This window comes from Delftia lacustris (genome assembly GCF_040267515.1).
GTDB classification, from domain to species: Bacteria; Pseudomonadota; Gammaproteobacteria; order Burkholderiales; family Burkholderiaceae_C; genus Comamonas; species Comamonas tsuruhatensis.
Genome location: NZ_CP141274.1, coordinates 5784128 through 5797642, shown reverse-complemented (window position 1 = coordinate 5797642; position 13515 = coordinate 5784128). Strand labels below are relative to the sequence as shown.

The following is a 13515-nucleotide window of genomic DNA, read 5'->3' as shown; positions in this document are numbered from 1 at the left end:
GAGGGTGGCTAAGGACTTCAACGCCGCCAGCGCGCGGCGGCGTGGCTGGCGGGCAGGCGGTCGCCCTGGCCGAACAGGCGCTGGCGCAGTGTGGCGTCGTCGCCGTAGCTGGTGCGGTAGCGGCCCCGGTTCTGCAGCTCGGGCACGACCAGACGGGCGAAGTCTTCCCAGGTCTCGGGCGCGACGATGCGCGTCAGGTTGAAGCCGTCGATCTCGCCCACGTCGATCCAGCGCTCCAGCTCGTCGGCCACCTGGGACGGGTCGCCCACGATGGTGGCGTAGCGGCTGCCCAGCGTGAACTGCTCCAGCAGCTTGCGCCGCGTGGTCCAGCCCTGCTTCTGCGCGGCCTGGGCCGCCGACTGGATGGCGTTGGTGTTGCCGAAGGAGATGGGGTCGTCCAGCCCGTACTGCGCAAAGTCCACGCCGGTGCTGGCGGCAAAGTGGGCCAGCCCGCTTTCCGCGCTGGCGTGGGCCAGGTAGTCGGCGTATTTCTCGCGGGCCTCGGCCTCGGTGCGGCCGGGCACCACGGCCACGCCGGCGTAGATCTTGATGTCCTCGGGGCGCCGGCCCGCGTCCACGGCGGCCTGGCGCAGCTGGCGCGAGGCCTCGCGCGCGGCCTCGGGCGTGCGCGCGCCGATGAAGATGCCCTCGGCATGCCGGCCTGCAAAGCGCAGCCCGCGCGGCGAGGTGCCGGCCTGGAACAGCACGGGCGTGCGCTGGGGCGAGGGCGCGCTCATGTGGATGGCGTTGGCACGGTAGAACGGCCCCTCGTGCACCACCGGGTGCACCTTGCCGGGCAGGGCGTGGATGCGCCGCGCCTTGTCGGCGATCACGGCACCCTCTTCCCAGCTGCCTTCCCAGAGCTTGTAGGAAAGCTCCAGGAAGTCGTCGGCGCGGTCGTAGCGGCTGTCGTGCTCGGCCAGGCCGTCCTGGCCCAGTCCGCGCGCGCCGCTGTCCACATAGCCGGTGACGATGTTCCAGCCGATGCGGCCATTGGTCAGCTGGTCCAGCGTGGTCACGTCGCGCGCGAAGGTATAGGGCTGGTGCGCGCCCACGGTGGCCGTGAGGCCGAAACCGATGTGCCGCGTCACCGCCGCCATGGCCGAGACCAGCAGCCAGGGGTTGTTGACGGGCAGCTGTATGCCTTCGCGCAGGGTCAGGTCCACGCCGCCCTGGTAGACGTCGTAGTAGCCGACCACGTCGGCGATGAAGATGCCGTCGAACAGGCCTTCCTCCAGCACCCTGGCGATGTGGGTCCAGTAGGCCAGCGTGCCGTACTCGGTGGAGCGGTCGCGCGGATGGGTCCACAGGCCGTGGTGTATGTGGCCCACGCAGTTCATGTTGAAGGCGTTGACGTGGATGTGGCGCTTGGCTTGCGTCATGGGGCGGGTCCTGCAGTCCGTTGCGTCAGTTCTTCAACCAGGCCAGGCGGTAGAGCTTCTGGTCGTTCAGGTAGAAGGCGTGGATGGTCTTGCGCACCACGTCGGAGTTTTTGTAGATGTCCAGGAAGCGGGCGATGCGCGGGTCGGCCGCGCGGTCACTGCGGGCCACGAACTGGATGGCCCAGGAGTCGTCCTCGTAGCTGGTGTAGGCCAGGCCCTTGCTGGCATCGAAGGCCTTGGAGGCGATGATGAAATACGGAAAGCCCTGGGCCAGGTCCACGTCGGGCGTGGTGCGGGCCAGCTGCGGGCCCTCGATCTCCACGAACTGCAGCTTCCTGGGGTTGGAGACTATGTCCGCCTGGGTGCCCAGCAGCCCGGTGTCGGGGCGCAGCGTGATCAGGCCCGCGTGCTGCAGCAGGCGCAGGCCGCGGCCCACGTTGACGGGGTCGCTGGCAATGGCCACCTTGGCGCCCGTGGGCAGGTCGGCCAGGGATTTGTGGCGCGTGGAGTACAGGCCCAGATAGGACAGGATGCCCGCCTGCACGCTGGTGAACTTGAAGCCCTTGCTGCGCGCTGCATTGGCCAGGTAGTTGCTGTTCTGGTAGTAGTTGAGGTCGATATCACCCGCGTCCAGCGCCACGTTGGGCGTGGCCCAGTCGGTGAATTCCACCACCTGCACGTCCAGGCCCTGCTTCTTGGCCTCCTTGGCGGCGGCTTCCACCGAGTCCGCGAAGATGCCCGGCACCACGCCGATCTTCAGGGGCGCGGCCAGGGCGCTGCCCGCGAGCAGGGCAGCGCCCAGGAAGGCGGCCAGCCGGGGCCAGAGGGTGGGGGAGGTCGTTGTCATCATTGCATTCCTGTGTCGTTGATAAAGGTCAGAGCGCGCCATGGCGCGGCGGGCGTATGCCGTTGAGCACGTAGTTGCCCACGGCGTGGTATTTCCAGCGCACGGGGTCGTGCAGGGTGTGGGTGCGCGCGTTGCGCCAGAAGCGGTCCAGGCCCTGGCCCGCCAGGGTGGAGGCCGTGCCCGCCAGCTCGAACAGCTTGCTGCCCGCCAGCAGGCTGGCGCTGGTGCTCAGCGCCTTGGCCTGGGCCACGGCCACCGAGGCGGCGGCCACGCTGTCGTCCGTGGGCGCGCGCTGGGCGGCGTCCACGGCCAGGGCCGCGCGGGCCACCAGGGCATCGGCGGCGCGCAGGCGCACGTGGACATTGCCCAGTTGCTGCAGCAGCAGCGGGTCCTGCGTGGCGCTGGCCACGCCCGCGTCCACCCAGGGCCGCGCATGCTCGCGGATGAAGGGCAGGGCGGCCTGCAGCGCGCCGTGGCCAATGCCCGCGTCCAGGGCGGCATGGATGATCTGGGCGAAGGGGCCGATGGTGGTGGGCCGCTCGAAGGAACTGGTGAAGGGCACCACCCATTCGGGCTCCACGCGCACGCGGTCGAACTGCACGGAGCCGCTGCCCGTCACGCGCTGGCCGAAGCCGTCCCAGTCGTCGGTGACGGTGACGCCGGCCGCATCGCGCGGGATGAAGACCAGATACATGCGCTCGCCGTGCCCCGGCGCCTCTTCCTGCGCGCTGACCAGGGTGGGAATCCAGTGCGCGAACAGGGCGCCCGTGCAATAGAACTTGCGCCCCTGCACGAACCAGCCGCCGCTGTCGCGCAGCAGCCGGGTGCGGCGCTGGAAGTCGCGGTGGCCGATCTCGGCCAGCGCATTGCCCAGGCGTTCGCCGCGCAGCACACGGTCATAGAAGAAGGCCTTTTGCGCGGGCGATCCGCCCACGCGCAGCACTTCCAGCGAGTAGTAGTGGTTCTGCGGAATGTGGCCGAAGTTGCCATCGGCCGCCGCAATCAGGGCAATGGCCCGCGTCAGCGTGGCCGTGGACACGCCCGCGCCGCCGTACTCCCGGGGAATGGTGATGCCCCACAGGCCGCTCTGGCTGAACTGCTCCACCTCCTGCCAGGGCAGCAGGCGGTCGCGGTCGCGCGCCAGCGCGCCGGGGGCGATGAGGGCGGCAAAACTGCGGGCCGCTTCCAGCGCCTCGGCCTCGCTGCCGATGATGTGGGCGGGCCGGGCCGGAGGCGCTGCGGGAGCGGGCTGGCTGCCCGGCGTGGAGGCCAGGGCCTGCAGCTCTTGGGTCGATGTCTGTGTCATGGCGGTCAGTTCCACTGGTGGCGGCGCGGCAGGGCGCCGTTGAGCAGGTAGTTGCCCAGCAGGTGGTATTTCCAGCGCACGGGGTCGTGCAGCGTGTGCACGCGGGCGTTGCGCCAGTGGCGGTCCAGGTGGTGGGCGGCGCGGCTGGCCGAGGAGCCGGCCAGCGCGAACAGGTGCTCGCCGGCCTGCAGCGCGGCCTCGGTGGTGAGGATCTTGGCCTCGGCCACGGCCACCGAGGCCTGGGCGCTGGCCTGCTCGTCCACCGCGCCACCCGCCGCTGCAGCCAGCGCATCCAGCGTGCGCGCGGCCTCCAGCAGCACGGCATAGGCCGCATCCACCTCGATCTGCAGCTGGCCGACCTCGTGGATGAGGTGGGGATCGTCGCTGGCGCGCGCCACGCCCGAGTCCATCCAGGGCCGGCTCTTGTCGCGCACGAAGTCCACCGCGTCGCGCAGCGCGCCCTGGGCAATGCCCGCGTCGATGGAGGCCTGGATCAGCTGCGACACCGGGCCGGACAGCGAGGGCGTGGCCTCGAACTGCCAGGCAGGCACCACGTCCTCGGGATGTACCTGCACCTGGTCCAGCTGCACGCTGCCGCTGGCCGTGGTGCGCTGGCCGAAGGAGTCCCAGTCGTCGAACACGGTCACGCCCGGCGCATCGCGCCGCACCCAGACCTGCACGATGCGGCCCTCCTCGTCCTGGGCACGGAAGGGCACCCAGTGCGCGAAGGCCGAGCCCGTGGAGTAAAAGCGCGTGCCGCTGACGCGCAGGCCGCCTGCGGCATCGCGTGACAGGCGCGCCGTGGCCTCCAGCACATGGGCCGCGCGCCCCTTGCGTTCCGGCCCGGCATTGCCCAGGCGGTGGCCGGCCAGCACGTCGGCGAACCAGCGGCGCTTCTGGGGCTCGCTGCCCATGTCCCGCAGGTTCTGCAGCACGGCGAAATGGTTCTGCGGAATCTGGCCCAGCGAAGGGTCGGCCGCGCACAGCGTGACGAAGACCTGGGCCAGCGTCTCGTACGAGGCGCCCAGGCCGCCGTAGGCGCGGGGCACGGTGATGGCGCCCAGCCCGCTGGCCGTGTGGCGCTCGATTTCCTGCCAGGGCAGGCGCCGCTCATGGTCGCGGGCGGCTGCGTCCGCGCGCCATTCATCGGCCAGGGCCTGGGCGGCCTGCAGGGCCTCGGCCTCGCTGGCGATGCGGTGCGGAGTGGAGGGCGGCAGGGGCAGGCGCCGCAGCGCCCCGCCCGGGGTGTGGTGTGTGTTGCCGGGCAAGGCTGCGCCCAGGGCATCCGGTGTGGTCATTCCGTGCCTCGTTGCTGAGTCGGTGGGGAGAGGGCCGCCAGGCGGCGGCCCCGGAGGGAAAGGCGTGGTGCCTGTTTTCAGCGTCAGCGGCTGCGCAGCCGGCGCACGTAGCGGTCGCCCAGCACCTGGACCACGGTGACCAGCGCGATCAGCACGGCAATCACCAGCAGCATCACCTGGGTGTCAAAGCGCTGGTAGCCGTAGCGGATGGCCAGGTCGCCCAGGCCGCCTGCGCCCACGGCGCCGGCCATGGCCGAGGAGCTGATCAGCGCCACCAGGGTGATGGTGAAGCCGCCCACGATGCCGGGCAGGGCCTCGGGCAGGTAGACGTGGCGCACGATGTCCCACTTGCGGCAGCCCATGGCCTGGGCGGCTTCGATGAGGCCGGGATCGACCTCGCGCAGGCTGACCTCGACGATGCGCGCGAAGAACGGCGTGGCGCTGATGGCCAGCGGCACGATGGCCGCCCACACGCCGATGGTGGTGCCCGTCACCAGCCGCGTGAACGGGATCAGCGCCACCAGCAGCACGATGAAGGGCGTGGCACGGAAGCCGTTGATCACGCTGCCCAGCGCACGGTGCGTGCGCGGCGAGGCCAGGAAGCCGCCGGGCGCGGTGACGATGAGCAGCACCGCCAGCGGAATGCCCGCCGCCAGCGCGATGCCGCCCGAGACGCCGACCATCATCAGCGTGTCGGCCAGCGCGTTGCCGTAGCGCTCAATGGGAATGGACAGATTCAGCGACATATCCGAGATCCTTGATGTCATGCGCAATGGCCGCCGGGCCCTGCGTCAATGTGTGCCAGTCATGCGCGGCCGTGCCGCCGCCCAGCGCGATCAGCAGCTGCCCCTGGGCATGGCCCTGGATGCGGTCCACGCCGCCATGCAGCAGGCGCACCCGGCCGCCCAGGGCCTGGGCGATGCGCGGGAAGTCGGGCTCCAGCCCGTCCTCGCCGCGGTAGGCCAGCTGCAGGATGCGTTCGTGGCGGCCTGCGGGCGCGGTGCTCAGCAGGCGCTGGCGCAGGTCGTCGGGCAGGCCATGCTGCAGCGGTGCCAGCAGGGCGCGCGTGGCCGGGTGCTGCGGGTTGCCGAAGACCTTCCAGACCTCGCCCAGCTCGGCGATGCGGCCCTGCTCCAGCACCAGCACGCGGTCGGCGATCTCGCGGATCACGCTCATCTCGTGCGTGATCAGGATGATGGTGATGCCCAGCTTGCGGTTGATGGTGCGCAGCAGCTCCAGGATAGACTGCGTGGTCTCGGGGTCCAGGGCCGAGGTGGCCTCGTCGCACAGCAGGATCTCGGGGTCGGTGGCCAGGGCGCGGGCAATGCCCACGCGCTGCTTTTGCCCGCCCGACAGCCGGCTCGGATAGGTGTCTGCCTTCTCCTGCAGGCCCACCAGGGCCAGCAGCTCTTTCACCCGCGCATCGATGCGTGCGCGCGGCAGGCCCGCCACCTGCAGGGGCAGGGCCACGTTGTCATGCACCGTCTTGGCCGACAGCAGGTTGAAGTGCTGGAAGATCATGCCGATGCGCCGGCGCAGCTGCACCAGTTGCGATTCGTCCAGCGTGCCGATGTCCACGCCATCGACCCGCACCTGGCCGCTGCTGGGCTGCTCCAGCCGGTTGATGGTGCGCAGCAGGCTGGACTTGCCCGCGCCGCTGCGCCCGATGATGCCGAAGATGCTGCCCGGGGCGATCTCCAGGCTGATCGCGTCCAGCGCCTGTACGGGCCCGGCCGAAGACTGGTAGGTCTTGGCCACGCCGCTGAAGGCCACGGCGCCGGGTCCACGGATGGATTCCCGCGTGGTGCCGGCCGCTGCCGATGAGCGCCTGCCCGCGTCATGGGCCGGCCTGTCCGCCTCGTGGGCCGGCCTGTCCGCCAGGGGCTGCCTGGCTGCAATGCTGGTTGACATGGCTGAAGTCCTCCCCGCGCCGCTCAGGGCTTGACCCAGGCCAGGTTGTACAGGCGCTTGTCGTTGGAGAAGGCGCGCTGGGCCTCGGCCTTCACCGCATCGGAGTTCTGGTAGATGCGGATGAACTTCTGCACCACGGGGTCCTGCGTGCGGTTGGCCTTGACCACGAACTGGATGGAAAAGCGCGCATCCTCGATGCCCGAATATGCAAGCCCGCTGGACGGATCGAAGGCCTTGGCCGCCACGATGAAGTGCGGGTAGCCCTGGGCGATGTCCACGTCGCCCGTGATGCGCACCAGCTGCGGCCCCTCGACCTCGACGAAGCTGAGCTTCTTGGGGTTCTCGACGATGTCATTCAGGCTGCCCAGGTAGCCCACGCCGGGCTTGAGCTTGACCAGCCCCACCTTCTGCAGCAAGAGCAGGCCGCGCCCCTGGTTCACGGGGTCGTTGGCAATGCCCACCTTGCCGCCCTGCGGCACCTGGGCGATGGCCTTGTGCTTGAGCGAGTACAGGCCCACGTTGGCCAGGATGCCCGTGCCCGCGCTGGCCAGCTTGTAGCCGTTCTTCTGGATGGCGTTGTCCAGGAAGGGCTGGTGCTGGAAGTAGTTGATGTCCAGGTCGCCCGAGTCCACGGCCACGTTGGGCGTGGTCCAGTCGGTGAACTCCACCACCTGCACATCGATGCCCTGGGCCTTGGCCTCCCTGGCGGCCACGGCCACCGAGTCGGCGTAGGCGCCGGGCACCACGCCGATGCGCAGCTTGTCGGCAGCATGGGCGGAGAACAGGGCCAGGGCGGCCAGCGGGGCGATCAGGGCACGGGAAAGCTTCATCGGGATCTCCGGAAAAAAAAGGTTCGAAAAAGACAGGAAGGGGCCGCGTCACGGCTTGCGCCACGGCAGGCTGTACAGCCTGTCGTTGGCGGCGAATGACTTGTGGATCTGCGCCTGCACGGCGCCCGAGGTCTGGTAGATGCGCACGAACTGCGCAATGCGCGGGTCCCGGGCGTTGTCCTGGCGCGAGACGAAGCGGATGGCGTAGTACAGGTCGTCAATGCCCGAATACAGCAGCGCATTGCCGGCCACCTGCGGCCGCCCGGCGTTGACGAAGTGGGCCGGGTAGCCCTGGGCCAGGTCCACATCGTCCAGCGCGCGCACCAGCTGCGGCCCCTCGATCTCGACAAAGCGCAGCCTGCGCGTGTTGGACACGATGTCGTCCAGCCCCGCGCGCGGGCCCTTGCCTTCGCGCAGCTGGATCAGGCCGGCCTTCTCCAGCAGCAGCAGGCCGCGCCCCTGGTTGACGGGGTCGTTGGCCACGCCGACGCGCGCTCCCTCCTTCAGGTCGGCAAAGCGCTGGGTCTTGAGCGAGTACAGGCCGATGTTGGGCAGCAGGCCCGTGGCCACGCTGGTGAAGGCATAGCCGCGCTCGCGGATGGCGTTGTCCAGGAAGGCCTGGTGCTGGAAGTAGTTGAGGTCGATGTCGCCGGCCGCCAGCGCCGTGTTGGGCGTGGTCCAGTCGGTGAACTCGATGACCTGCACGTCCAGCCCCTGGGCGCGCGCCTCCTTGGCGGCGACCTCCACGGAGTCGGCCAGCGAGCCGGGCGTGACGCCTATCTTCAGCGCGGCGGCCGCCGCAAGGCCGGGCAGCGCCAGCGTGGCGGCGAGCGACCAGAGCAATGTGTTTCTGCGCGTGGGCAAGGCGTGGTTCCTCCAGCTCGGCCAGGCCCGGCGCCGGCGCCCACATGGCGCCTGCCGGCATGGCCTCTGAAGGCATTGCAACACCCGGCCCCGGCGCGCACCACGACGGAATTCACATTTCCTTATAGCGAGCCATGCGCGGCGCAAGGCATTGATCGCAAAGGAAATTTTGCACAAGCAAGATTGAGCTTATGCCCGCGCGAAATATGGCACCGTGCCGGCTGCGCAGGCTTGCGGCAGCCAGGGCGGCCTGCCGCGCTCCCAGGCTCAAGCGGCCTGTTGCGCCTTCATCCTCGTCCAGGCCTTGAAGAGGATGGACTGCAGGCTGGCACGCTCGCCCTCGTCCAGGTAGTCGACCAGCGACTCGCACATGCGCCAGAAGGCCGGCAGCGCGCGGGCCAGCACCTCGCGGCCCTGGTCGGTGAGCGCCAGGTCGAAGCTGCGGCGGTCTTCCTGGCTCAGGCTGCGCGCCAGCAGCGAGCGCTTTTCCAGCCAGTCCAGCAGGCCCGTCACCGACGAGCGCGTCACGCCGACGTAGCTGGCGATGTAGGAGGGTGTGACCACCGTGTCGCCCAGCAGCCCGCGCTCGGCCAGGCCGAAGATCATGAGCACGTCGAGCTTGCTCTCGGACAGGCCGAACGCCTGCAGCGATGCGTTGGCGCGCTGCTCCACATCGTCGGCCAGCCACAGCAGCAGCAGGCCCAGGCCGGCGGCCTGCGTGTCGGTGCCGGGCTGCGCGGTCTGGGCCATCAGGGCCAGGTGCGGGCGCAGCGCTTCGGGGGCGTTGGCGAGGGGGGTGGATTCGGGGGCCGGTGCGGCAGCGGTCTTGCGCGGACTCATGGGAGTGGATGGAAGCGGGTGAAGGCGGGTGAAACCGGGTTGAAGCCGGGAGAAGAAAGGGCGGTTGATTTTACGGCTTTCATATATTACGCTTTATGTATAGTACGTTAAGCGTATTATTTGGCAGCACACAAATATGCAAGGACATCCCATGCCCATCAAAGTTCTGGAACTCCACCATGTCGGATTCGGCGTCAACCACGCCCAGGCCGACGCCATGCTCGACTTCTACCGCGAAGTGCTGAACCTGCCCCAGGACGCCGCGCGCTGGAAGATCCCCGGCATCTACGGCTCCTGGATCAACCTGCCCAACGGCAGCCAGTTGCACATCCTCGGCAGCGAGGGGCCGTCGCGCTATGCGCAGGGCCCGGGCAAGGACCCCGTGTCCAACCACATCGCGCTGGCCGTGGACGACATCCTCGGCGCCGAGCAGGAGCTGCAGGCGCGCGGCGTCGATTACTTCACGCTGGACAACGTGGCATCGCCCAGCCTCAAGCAGCTGTTCCTGCGCGACCCGGCCGGCAACCTGGTGGAACTGCACCAGTCCAATGCGCGCGCCCCCGGCATCGCCCAGGCCGAGCAGGACGCGGCGCGCGCCGGCAACGAGTGACGCGACGCCCTCCCTTTTTCCCTTCCCCTCCGGAATCCCATGTACTTTGAAATGCAATCGCTCAACAGCGAGCAGCGCAGCAACATCCTGCACTCCCTGGTTCTGCCCCGTCCCATCGCCTGGATCAGCTCGGTGGACGGGGACGGCACGGTCAACGTCGCGCCGTTTTCCTTCTTCAACGCCATGTCGGGCGATCCGCCGCTGCTGTGCGTGTGCATCGGCTCGCGCCAGGGCGTGCTCAAGGACACGGCGCGCAACATCGCGGCCACGGGCGAGTTCGTGGTGAACCTGGTGTCCGAGCCGCTGGCGCGCCGCATGGCGGTGACGGCCATAGAGTTCGGCGCGCAGGTGGACGAGTCGGCCCAGGCCGGCCTGGTCCTGGGCGATGCACGGCGGGTGAAGGCGCCGCGCATCGTGGACAGCCCTGCGTCCTTCGAGTGCCGCGTGCGCCAGATCATCGATATCGACGGCGTGCGCAGCCTGGTGCTGGCCGACGTGCTGGCCGCCCATGTCATGGATGCGGCCGTGGTCGATGGCGAGCTCATGTACTTCGACCCCGCGCCCATGGAGCTGATCGCGCGGCTGCAGAACCCCGGCTGGTATGGCCGCGTGGGCGATGCCTTCCAGATGCCCACGCCCTCGGTGGCGCAGTGGGATGCCATGCAGCGCCAGGGCGTGTCCGACGGCTACCTGGCCTGGGCCGACGATGGTGCCGCTGCGCGCTGAAGGGCCGCCCATGCTTGCGCAACACACCATAGACAGCCTGGCGGCCGAGCTGCACGCCAGCGAAAAAAGCCGGGTCCAGGTCCGGCACTTTTCCCGCCGCCATCCGGACATGACGGTGCAGGACGGCTACGCCATCTCGCGCGCCTGGATGCGGCTCAAGCGCGCCGAGGGCCGCACGGTCAGGGGCCACAAGATCGGCCTGACCTCGCGTGCCATGCAGCAGGCCGTGCAGGTCACCGAGCCCGACTACGGCACCCTGCTGGACGACATGTTCTTCGAGCCCGGCGGCGACATTCCCTTTGCGCGCTTCATCGCTCCGCGCGTGGAGGTGGAGCTGGCCTTCGTGCTGGGCCGCACGCTCAAGGGGCCGGGCGTCACCCTGTGCGATGTGCTGGCCGCCACCGACTGGGTGGTGCCCGCCGTGGAAATCATCGACGCCCGCATCGAGCAAAAGGACCGCGATACCCAGGCCATGCGCACGGTGCGCGACACCATCGCCGACAACGCGGCCAATGCCGGCATCGTCATGGGCGGGCGGCCCGTGCGCCCAGACGCGGTGGATCTGCGCTGGGTGTCGGCGCTGCTGCAGCGCAACGGCGTGATCGAGGAGTCCGGCGTGGCGGCCGCCGTGCTCAACCATCCGGCCACGGGCGTGGCCTGGCTGGCCAACCGGCTCGCGCAATGGGATGAGCAGCTGGACGCAGGCCAGGTGGTGCTGGCCGGCTCGTTCACGCGGCCCGTCACGGCCCAGGCCGGCGACAGCTTCCATGTGGACTACGGGCCGCTGGGCTCCATTGCCTGGCGCTTTGCCTGAGCTTCGTCCGCAGTGTGGCGATGGTGTCGCCTGCGGCACAGTCCGCAGGCCCGGCGCGTCGCCGACAATGCAGCGGCGCCGCCCGCCACCGGTGCGCGGGCGGCGGCTGCAACACATGCACTACAGGATGGACAAGCAATGGAGATGAAGAACGCAAAGACGGCCGTGGTCACGGGCGGAGGAACCGGCGTGGGCAAGGCCGTGGCGCTGGCCCTGGCGGGCGCCGGCTACCAGGTGGTGGTGGCGGGCCGCCGCCAGGCACCGCTGGATGAGACCTGCGCCGAGGCCCAGGCAAAGTACGGCGCGGGCGAGCGCATGCTGGGCATTGCCACCGATGTCAGCGACCCGGCTGCCGTGGAGCAGCTGTTCGCGCGCACGGTGCAGCGCTTCGGTCGCGTGGACCTGCTGTTCAACAACGCGGGCCGGGGCAATCCGCCCGGCTCCTTCCTGGACTGGACGCCCGAGCAGTGGCGCGAGGTGGTCGATGTCAACCTCAACGGCATGTTCTATTGCCTGCAGCAGGCGTTTCGCACCATGCGCGACCAGTCGCCGCGCGGCGGCCGCATCATCAACAACGGCTCCATCTCCGCGCATGCGCCGCGCCCCAATTCCAGCGCCTACACGGCCACCAAGCATGCCGTCATGGGCCTGACCAAGACGGCTGCGCTGGACGGCCGTGCCTACGACATCGCCGTGGGCCAGATCGACATCGGCAATGCCATGACCGAGCTGGCATCGCGCATGGCCAAGGGCGTGCCCCAGGCCAATGGCGAGATCGCGGTGGAGCCGCTGATCGACGCGGATGTGGTGGGCCAGTCCGTGCTCTACATGGCCAGCCTGCCGCTGGAGGCCAACGTGCTGTTCCACACGGTGATGGCCACCAAGATGCCCTTCGTGGGCCGGGGCTGAACCGGCAAAGGCAGGCCCTCAGGCCTGCACGCGGCGGCTCGCCGTCTCGGACGGGAGCTCGCCGAAGCGGCTGCGGTACTGGGCCGCGAAGTGGCCCAGGTGCAGGAAGCCGTATTTCTGCGCCACGTCGCGCACGCCGGAGCCGGCTGCGGCGCCCGGGCCCTTGGCTGCCTGGAGTTCGGCGCGCACCCGGTCCAGCCGCAGCTGGCGCAGGAAATCCATGGGCCCCATGCCTGCGTGCTGGCGGAAGGCGGCCTGCAGCGTGCGCGCGCTGCAGCCGGCCTCGCGGCAGACATCGGCCAGCGACAGGGGCTGGTCGGCATGGGCCTGCATGTACTCCTGGGCCTTGCGCACGCCGCGCGGCAGCAGGCTGCGCCGGCTGTCCCCGGCCAGTGCGCGGCTGTGGCTGTGCGTGGCCGACATCAGCAGGCTGGTCAGCAGGTATTCCTCCGCATGCCGGGCCAGCGCCTGTGTGGCCTGCAGGGCGTTGCCCGCATCCAGCGTGTGCCGCAGGCAGTCGATGAAATGCACCAGCGGTGCCAGCGCCGGCTGGTCCAGCGGCACGCCCAGATCGAACACCAGGGGCCGGCCTGCGGGCGCCTGCAGCAGCGCCTCCAGCCGCGCCACCAGGGCCGGGCGGGCCATGCGCACGATCAGGTGCGGGCTGTCGTCGGCCCAGCGCATGGACAGCGGCTCGGTCGGCGAGGGCAGGGAGGCCAGGCGCGGCGTGGCATCCACCTGCTGCGCGCCGCAGCGGATCTCGGCACTGCCGCGCAGGGGAATCTGCAGCAGGAAGAAGTCCCGCAGGTAGCCGGGCTCGATGTGCACGCCGGGACCGTACTGCACATAGTTCAAGCTGACGTTGCGGGAAAGCGGCGCGCTGTGGTGGCAGGCGTCCAGCTCGGCGCGCGGGCGCAGCATGCCCAGGCCATGCGGACAGAAGACGCGCGCCACGCTTTCGCGGGCCTCGTCCATGTCGTGGCTCTCGAAAAGCCGGTAGCGCTGCAGCGGCAGCGGTGTGTGCATGGCGTGTTCCATAGGCTGGGCAGAACGTAGCAAAAACCACCCGCTCCCACAATTCGGACCATTCCCCGGGAGCCGATTTCTGCGCGCCAGGGACAGTGCCTGCGCTTGCCGGATGCCTGCGCGGCCCGGCCCCCCGTAACGTGTGCTGCACA

14 protein-coding genes are annotated in these 13515 nt (G+C 69.7%); 4 read left to right on the top strand and 10 right to left on the bottom strand.

Features of this window, described 5'->3' with window-relative positions:
• Window positions 1-17 precede the first annotated feature (17 nt).
• The 9 genes from U6958_RS28080 to U6958_RS28040 form a co-directional block, all read right to left on the bottom strand.
• The gene (locus U6958_RS28080) at window positions 18-1382 is read right to left on the bottom strand and encodes an LLM class flavin-dependent oxidoreductase (protein WP_074923057.1); all 1365 of its coding nucleotides are present in this window, start codon (window positions 1380-1382) and stop codon (window positions 18-20) included.
• 25 nt (window positions 1383-1407) lie between these two features.
• Window positions 1408-2232 carry a MetQ/NlpA family ABC transporter substrate-binding protein gene (locus U6958_RS28075; protein ID WP_012203704.1) on the bottom strand — a complete coding sequence of 275 codons (825 nt, stop codon included), beginning with the start codon at window positions 2230-2232 and terminating at the stop codon, window positions 1408-1410.
• Window positions 2233-2257: 25 nt separating this feature from the next.
• Entirely contained in the window at window positions 2258-3535 is a 1278-nt protein-coding gene (locus tag U6958_RS28070; RefSeq protein WP_046988047.1) for an SfnB family sulfur acquisition oxidoreductase, read from the bottom strand.
• Window positions 3536-3540: 5 nt separating this feature from the next.
• Complete coding sequence (locus tag U6958_RS28065) at window positions 3541-4833, bottom strand: SfnB family sulfur acquisition oxidoreductase (RefSeq protein ID WP_047217975.1); 1293 nt, start codon at window positions 4831-4833, stop codon at window positions 3541-3543.
• An 83-nt stretch (window positions 4834-4916) separates the two neighbouring features.
• Window positions 4917-5579 (bottom strand): methionine ABC transporter permease, encoded by a 663-nt coding sequence (locus U6958_RS28060; RefSeq protein WP_012203707.1) that lies wholly within the window; start codon window positions 5577-5579, stop codon window positions 4917-4919.
• A complete protein-coding gene (locus U6958_RS28055; protein WP_074923058.1) occupies window positions 5551-6744 on the bottom strand; it encodes a methionine ABC transporter ATP-binding protein in 1194 nt (397 codons plus the stop codon). The genes U6958_RS28060 and U6958_RS28055 overlap by 29 nt, the downstream gene beginning before the upstream one ends.
• A gap of 23 nt (window positions 6745-6767) precedes the next feature.
• The gene (locus U6958_RS28050) at window positions 6768-7574 is read right to left on the bottom strand and encodes a MetQ/NlpA family ABC transporter substrate-binding protein (RefSeq protein ID WP_016454128.1); all 807 of its coding nucleotides are present in this window, start codon (window positions 7572-7574) and stop codon (window positions 6768-6770) included.
• 48 nt (window positions 7575-7622) lie between these two features.
• Entirely contained in the window at window positions 7623-8438 is an 816-nt protein-coding gene (locus tag U6958_RS28045) for a MetQ/NlpA family ABC transporter substrate-binding protein (RefSeq protein WP_167368421.1), read from the bottom strand.
• Window positions 8439-8705: 267 nt separating this feature from the next.
• The gene (locus tag U6958_RS28040; RefSeq protein ID WP_074923060.1) at window positions 8706-9278 is read right to left on the bottom strand and encodes a MarR family winged helix-turn-helix transcriptional regulator; all 573 of its coding nucleotides are present in this window, start codon (window positions 9276-9278) and stop codon (window positions 8706-8708) included.
• Window positions 9279-9429: 151 nt separating this feature from the next.
• Between U6958_RS28040 and U6958_RS28035 the strand changes: the two genes are divergently transcribed.
• The 4 genes from U6958_RS28035 to U6958_RS28020 all read left to right on the top strand — a co-directional run bounded on the left by U6958_RS28035 (window position 9430) and on the right by U6958_RS28020 (window position 12337).
• Complete coding sequence (locus tag U6958_RS28035; RefSeq protein WP_012203712.1) at window positions 9430-9888, top strand: VOC family protein; 459 nt, start codon at window positions 9430-9432, stop codon at window positions 9886-9888.
• A gap of 39 nt (window positions 9889-9927) precedes the next feature.
• On the top strand, window positions 9928-10614 hold the full coding sequence (locus U6958_RS28030) for a flavin reductase family protein (RefSeq protein WP_034390731.1): 687 nt from the start codon (window positions 9928-9930) through the stop codon (window positions 10612-10614).
• Window positions 10615-10624: 10 nt separating this feature from the next.
• Complete coding sequence (gene hpaH, locus U6958_RS28025; RefSeq protein WP_074923086.1) at window positions 10625-11428, top strand: 2-oxo-hept-4-ene-1,7-dioate hydratase; 804 nt, start codon at window positions 10625-10627, stop codon at window positions 11426-11428.
• Between the two features lie 138 nt (window positions 11429-11566).
• Complete coding sequence (locus tag U6958_RS28020) at window positions 11567-12337, top strand: SDR family oxidoreductase (protein WP_013803947.1); 771 nt, start codon at window positions 11567-11569, stop codon at window positions 12335-12337.
• Between the two features lie 18 nt (window positions 12338-12355).
• Here the strand turns inward: U6958_RS28020 and U6958_RS28015 are convergent, their stop codons facing one another.
• A complete protein-coding gene (locus U6958_RS28015; protein WP_016449087.1) occupies window positions 12356-13363 on the bottom strand; it encodes an AraC family transcriptional regulator in 1008 nt (335 codons plus the stop codon).
• Window positions 13364-13515 lie beyond the last annotated feature (152 nt).

Excerpts from the sequence above, each read along its gene's own strand:
- U6958_RS28060 (WP_012203707.1), bottom strand. The coding sequence starts at position 5,579 with ATGTCGCTGAATCTGTCCATTCCCATTGAGCGCTACGGCAACGCGCTG.
- U6958_RS28065 (WP_047217975.1), bottom strand. The coding sequence starts at position 4,833 with ATGACCACACCGGATGCCCTGGGCGCAGCCTTGCCCGGCAACACACAC.
- U6958_RS28070 (WP_046988047.1), bottom strand. The coding sequence starts at position 3,535 with ATGACACAGACATCGACCCAAGAGCTGCAGGCCCTGGCCTCCACGCCG.
- U6958_RS28020 (WP_013803947.1), top strand. The coding sequence starts at position 11,567 with ATGGAGATGAAGAACGCAAAGACGGCCGTGGTCACGGGCGGAGGAACC.
- hpaH (WP_074923086.1), top strand. The coding sequence starts at position 10,625 with ATGCTTGCGCAACACACCATAGACAGCCTGGCGGCCGAGCTGCACGCC.
- U6958_RS28055 (WP_074923058.1), bottom strand. The coding sequence starts at position 6,744 with ATGTCAACCAGCATTGCAGCCAGGCAGCCCCTGGCGGACAGGCCGGCC.
- U6958_RS28050 (WP_016454128.1), bottom strand. The coding sequence starts at position 7,574 with ATGAAGCTTTCCCGTGCCCTGATCGCCCCGCTGGCCGCCCTGGCCCTG.
- U6958_RS28035 (WP_012203712.1), top strand. The coding sequence starts at position 9,430 with ATGCCCATCAAAGTTCTGGAACTCCACCATGTCGGATTCGGCGTCAAC.
- U6958_RS28040 (WP_074923060.1), bottom strand. The coding sequence starts at position 9,278 with ATGAGTCCGCGCAAGACCGCTGCCGCACCGGCCCCCGAATCCACCCCC.
- U6958_RS28075 (WP_012203704.1), bottom strand. The coding sequence starts at position 2,232 with ATGATGACAACGACCTCCCCCACCCTCTGGCCCCGGCTGGCCGCCTTC.
- U6958_RS28030 (WP_034390731.1), top strand. The coding sequence starts at position 9,928 with ATGTACTTTGAAATGCAATCGCTCAACAGCGAGCAGCGCAGCAACATC.
- U6958_RS28015 (WP_016449087.1), bottom strand. The coding sequence starts at position 13,363 with ATGCACACACCGCTGCCGCTGCAGCGCTACCGGCTTTTCGAGAGCCAC.
- U6958_RS28080 (WP_074923057.1), bottom strand. The coding sequence starts at position 1,382 with ATGACGCAAGCCAAGCGCCACATCCACGTCAACGCCTTCAACATGAAC.